Raw genomic sequence first — 4977 nt, 5'->3', positions numbered from 1 at the left:
CAAATGAAAGTAGCAATTCCATAATTAATTTATGAAAAAGGTATTTATACTAAACAATTTACATCTTTTAATTTCGAGTTTCATTATAATTCCAATAGGATTGGTTTATGGTTTTGCGCCCAATTTATTATTTGATATACATTTAAATTCTGTTGATGAACATAACGTTTTTAAAGCAGTTATGGGTTTGTACATCGCTTTCGGAATTTTGTTTATTCTAGGAATTTTTGATACAAAGTTTTGGAAATCTGCAACAATTGCTAATGCCTTTTTAATGTTTGGATTAGCTTTTGGAAGAATACTAAGTTTGTTTTCAGATGGAATTCCATCAACACTCTTTTGCGTTGGAATATTTGGGGAAATTATTTTAGGAACGTTCGCTTTGTATCAATATAAAAAACAAACGGCTATTTAAAAGGATGTCGAATTTGCCAGTCCATTTCGGGTTCAAGGCGTTTAAAAATTGGATCAATATATTTATTAATCAAATTGTTGTTATGGTATAAAAATCCAGACATCATAACTGGAACAGCGCCAATAGAACTTTTAATTTCTAAAGCAGTTCTTCCAAAAATTATCTTTTCACACTGATTTTCAATTCCAAATTCCGTCATGTTGTACAACATATTTAAATACAACATATTCTCCTTTTGAACCTGCGGATCATATCCTAAAAAGTAGGTTTCTAAAACGGTTCCGTTTAAAAGCACGGTGTGAAAACCAACTAATTTCTCATTTAGAAAATAACCAAAAAGCAAAAAGTGTTCGCCACATTCTTTCTTAAAAGTAGAAAAATGATTTTTAGATAAGAAAAACGTATTGAAAGGCGCATTTTTAGCTACATAATGGTACAAATTATAAATGGTTTGTTCGTGTTCAATAATTTCATCAAGTAATAAATTCTTTACAACAATTCCGTCAAATTTTTTATGAGAACGTTTGTATTGGTCGCGGTATTTCTTTGAAAACGCTGCTATGTAATCGTCTTTTGTTTTCCAATTCTTATCCAAATACAAAATCATGTTGGGTTGTGTATTGAACTCATACATATTCGAAAAGGAATTTTTCTTAAGTTCAACCGAACAATGGTCATAGAAATCCTTGAAAGAAACTAAATGCAACTTAATATTTTTACTTTTAAAATGCTCAGTAATTTCTTTCGCACTTTGTAACAAAATGAAGCTAATTTCTTCAAAACTAATTTCTTTAGAAAAAGCATAACCATTTTGACCCGTAATCATATTGTTTCCAACAAATAAAGTATGCGATGCAAAATTTTTAAAAATAAAATTTCTAATGAAAGTCTTGAAGCATTTATCGCGTTCGCCAAAAGATTCTAATTTGTTTAAATCTAAATATTGTGCTAATGAAACACCAATAAGCTCTTGATTTTCATAGATTGCAATATAAAAACACTGCATGTTTGTTGGCGCCGAAACTTCTAAAACTGATAAATACGAAGACTGAAGAAATACATTGCTTATGGCAACCGTATCCCAGTTTAAAGGTAATTGACTTACAGAAGTATGTATTTTAAATGATAGTTTGTTCAAGTGGTAAAAAAATCGCTCCACAAATGTAGAGCGATTACTATATAATTAAATGTTAAATTATTGCATTGCACAAATAATTCCGCCCATAATCATGCACGTAACTACCCAATATCCGCCAGCAATAAGCACATATTTCCAGCTTCTTCTTTCATATAATGATCCAACTCCAATTACTGGTAGAGCAAAAAATAATCCTGTCATGAAACCATGTAAAGCACCATGCTTGAAAGTTCTAAACTCTGTTCCATAATCTGCCATAAATGCTGCGTAAGATGGTTTTGCTTCTGCAATGTTACCACCAATCATACCCATTGCGCCAAATTGATGAATTACCAACATCTGTAATACAAACGCTATGAAAAACGCATACAATAAAGACATCCCAAAAATAAGTGCCATGTTGGAACCTTGCATTTTTTCCATTGAAGTTCCCGATTCTTTCATCCAAATGTTTCCAAAAACTTTTGGATGGTACCAAATTGCTCCCACAACTAAAGTCGAAAGCGAAGCTAATGCTAATGCTAAAAAGTTAATCTCCATAATTTTAAGTTTATTGATTAGTATGTCAAATATATAATTTTTTTTGATGTTTGTTAAAATAAACATTTGTAAGAATATTTATATAAAAATATACAATATTTATTTTATTAATGCATTTCGTCGATTATATTTGTATTTAAGCGATGTATTGAGCTATATTTACTCTATAAAATAACAGGAAATGAAAGCAACTTTTACTATACTAGTTATATTTTTACTATCGTTCAGCTCTTTTGCTGAAGTTTCTGATGCGGAAAAAAACGCGTTGTTAAAATTAAATAATGCTACCAACGGAGCACAATGGACAACAAAGTGGAATTTAAACGCAGCAGTTTCAACTTGGTATGGTGTGAAAGTGGTGAATGATAAAGTTGTTGCAATTGATTTATCTTCTAATAATTTGACAGGAGTTTTGCCTTCAGAGATCTCAAACTTGCAATCATTGAAAAGTTTGGTTTTATTTCAAAACAAAATTACAGGAACTATTCCTGCTTCAATTGGAAAATTATCAAGCTTAGAAGTTTTAAATATTTCTTTCAATCAGTTATCAGGTGAAATTCCTGCTGATTTGTTTAATGCAACATCATTAAAAACGATTGAACTTTTTATGAATGGTTTAACAGGATCAATTCCAACTCAAATTAATAAATTAAATAAGTTAGAATTTTTATCACTTTATAACAATTTGATTTCTGGAACAATTCCTTCAGAATTATATCAAATTACAACTTTGAAAGTGTTACAATTAAACAGCAATCAACTTACTGGTTCTTTGAGTCGTGAAATTGCTAATTTAACTAAACTGGAAAATTTAAGTTTATTTGATAATAAAATGATTGGACAAATTCCTTTTGATTTAGAGAAGTTAAATAACTTAAAAGAAATGAATATTTCTTATAACAATTTCAACGGATTTATATCGACAGATTTAGCTAAAAAAGATATGTTGCAAATGACAATGGTGAATGAATATGGAGTGGCATCTGCATTAAAAGTGGCTTCTGATAAGAATGTTGGAATTGCAGAAACTGATGAATAGTATTGAGGTAAATGATTAAAATGAATAAATTTTAAGTTAATTAAAAAGCCCTTATTTCAATTGAAGTAAGGGCTTTTTTAATTTATTTAATCTTCTATAACATCACCAGATTTTCTGTATAAATAGTTTCCGTAGATATGACGTTTAGCAAAACGATTAGGCGATTCTGCATTTACCATTTTCACATAGACGTTTTTTGGAACACCAATGTATTCGTAAGAAACACCATTTACATGCTTAACAAAAAGGGTTTGTTTTTCTAAATGAAAGTCAAGAATATTATAGTTGTTAATAGTTTCTTGGTATTCAGGAAGATTTTTCTCTACCGTTTCATTAGATATACTTACCAAAAAGTGATACGCATTGATAATGTTTTTACTTCTTTCTTCAGCAGCAAGCTTTCCTTCTTCATCATTTACAAATTTATCAGGATGACTGTCTTTCATACTGTTTCTGTAAATGGTTTTTAATTCTTTTAAAGTTACATTTTTGTCAACTTCAAGTAATTTTCTGTATTCTACAACTCTTTTCATTGCAATAAATTTTATTAAAAATAAAAGCCACTCATTTCTGAATGGCTTTTCTTAGTAGCGGGAACAGGACTCGAACCTGTGACCTTCGGGTTATGAGCCCGACGAGCTGCCTACTGCTCTATCCCGCGATATATGGTAAAATAGTAATTTTTAAGAACTTGAAATCGCAAAGCGACTTTTTTTTGAAACTTACTAATTCTGTATGCTGTTTGTTTCGAGTGCAAATATACAACGATTATTGACACTCGCAACAAAAAAATTAAAAAATCTTTTTTTTCTTCTATTCACTTGATATGTCTACCTTTGCAACAAATTAAATTATAGTAAATGTCACATAAAGCCGGATTTGTAAACATAATAGGAAACCCAAACGTCGGAAAATCAACTCTAATGAATGCTTTTGTTGGAGAAAGGTTATCAATTATTACTTCTAAAGCACAAACTACTCGCCATAGAATACTTGGAATTGTAAATGGTGATGACTTTCAAGTAATACTTTCAGACACGCCAGGAATCATCAAACCTGCTTATGAAATGCAAAAATCAATGATGGATTTTGTGAAATCTGCCTTTGAAGATGCCGATGTGTTACTATATATGGTTGAAGTAGGAGAGAAAGAACTTAAAGATGAAGCCTTTTTCAATAAGATAATTCATGCTAAAATTCCGGTATTACTACTTCTTAATAAAATTGATAAATCCAATCAAGAAGAACTAGAGGAACAAATTGAATTATGGAAAGAGAAAGTTCCTAATGCCGAAATCTATCCAATATCTGCATTAGAGAATTTCAATGTTAAAGAAGTATTTGCTAGAATTCTTGAATTACTGCCAGAATCTCCAGCGTATTATCCAAAAGACACTTTAACAGATAAGCCAGAACGTTTCTTTGTAAATGAAACCATTCGTGAAAAAATCCTTTTGAACTACGATAAAGAAATTCCATACGCGGTAGAAATCGAAACCGAAGAGTTTATTGAAGACGATAAAATCATTAGAATTCGATCGGTAATTATGGTAGAACGCGATACGCAAAAAGGAATCATCATCGGTCATAAAGGTGCAGCCTTAAAACGTGTTGGAATTCAAGCCCGTGAAGATTTAGAAAAATTCTTCGGAAAACAAATACACATAGAAATGTTTGTTAAAGTCAATAAAGATTGGAGAAGTAATCAATTTCAATTAAGAAGATTTGGGTACAATCAAAAATAATATTTAAGTACTTTTAAAGTATAATAAAAAGACACAAAAGTTTAAAACTGACTTTTGTGTCTTTTTTGTTTGAAATGTTGTATCAGATACTATTCAATAA

Annotated in this window: 6 protein-coding genes and 1 tRNA gene; 3 read left to right on the top strand and 4 right to left on the bottom strand. The window is 30.2% G+C overall.

The window, feature by feature from the left end:
• Nucleotides 1–31 precede the first annotated feature (31 nt).
• Nucleotides 32–415 (top strand): DUF4345 domain-containing protein, encoded by a 384-nt coding sequence (locus DIU01_RS07450; RefSeq protein ID WP_290833063.1) that lies wholly within the window; start codon nucleotides 32–34, stop codon nucleotides 413–415.
• Here DIU01_RS07450 and DIU01_RS07445 read toward each other — a convergent pair.
• Entirely contained in the window at nucleotides 408–1553 is a 1146-nt protein-coding gene (locus DIU01_RS07445) for an 8-amino-7-oxononanoate synthase (RefSeq protein WP_290833061.1), read from the bottom strand. The two genes, DIU01_RS07450 and DIU01_RS07445, sit on opposite strands and share 8 nt — an antisense overlap.
• A gap of 57 nt (nucleotides 1554–1610) precedes the next feature.
• Nucleotides 1611–2093: a DUF1761 domain-containing protein gene (locus tag DIU01_RS07440; RefSeq protein WP_290833058.1), complete on the bottom strand. Its 483-nt coding sequence runs from the start codon at nucleotides 2091–2093 to the stop codon at nucleotides 1611–1613.
• A 181-nt stretch (nucleotides 2094–2274) separates the two neighbouring features.
• Here DIU01_RS07440 and DIU01_RS07435 point away from each other — a divergent pair, with 181 nt between their 5' ends.
• Nucleotides 2275–3132 (top strand): leucine-rich repeat domain-containing protein, encoded by an 858-nt coding sequence (locus tag DIU01_RS07435; protein WP_290833057.1) that lies wholly within the window; start codon nucleotides 2275–2277, stop codon nucleotides 3130–3132.
• Between the two features lie 86 nt (nucleotides 3133–3218).
• Here DIU01_RS07435 and DIU01_RS07430 read toward each other — a convergent pair whose 3' ends face one another.
• A complete protein-coding gene (locus tag DIU01_RS07430; RefSeq protein ID WP_290833055.1) occupies nucleotides 3219–3665 on the bottom strand; it encodes a KTSC domain-containing protein in 447 nt (148 codons plus the stop codon).
• 55 nt (nucleotides 3666–3720) lie between these two features.
• Nucleotides 3721–3793 (bottom strand) — tRNA-Met (locus DIU01_RS07425).
• Between the two features lie 199 nt (nucleotides 3794–3992).
• Between DIU01_RS07425 and era the strand changes: the two genes are divergently transcribed.
• On the top strand, nucleotides 3993–4877 hold the full coding sequence (era, locus tag DIU01_RS07420; RefSeq protein ID WP_290833053.1) for a GTPase Era: 885 nt from the start codon (nucleotides 3993–3995) through the stop codon (nucleotides 4875–4877).
• Nucleotides 4878–4977 lie beyond the last annotated feature (100 nt).

It is taken from the genome of Flavobacterium sp., assembly GCF_003525665.1.
Classification (GTDB): domain Bacteria; phylum Bacteroidota; class Bacteroidia; order Flavobacteriales; family Flavobacteriaceae; genus Flavobacterium.
Note: the sequence above shows the minus strand (reverse complement) of the source record. Positions and strands in the feature narration are given on the sequence as shown.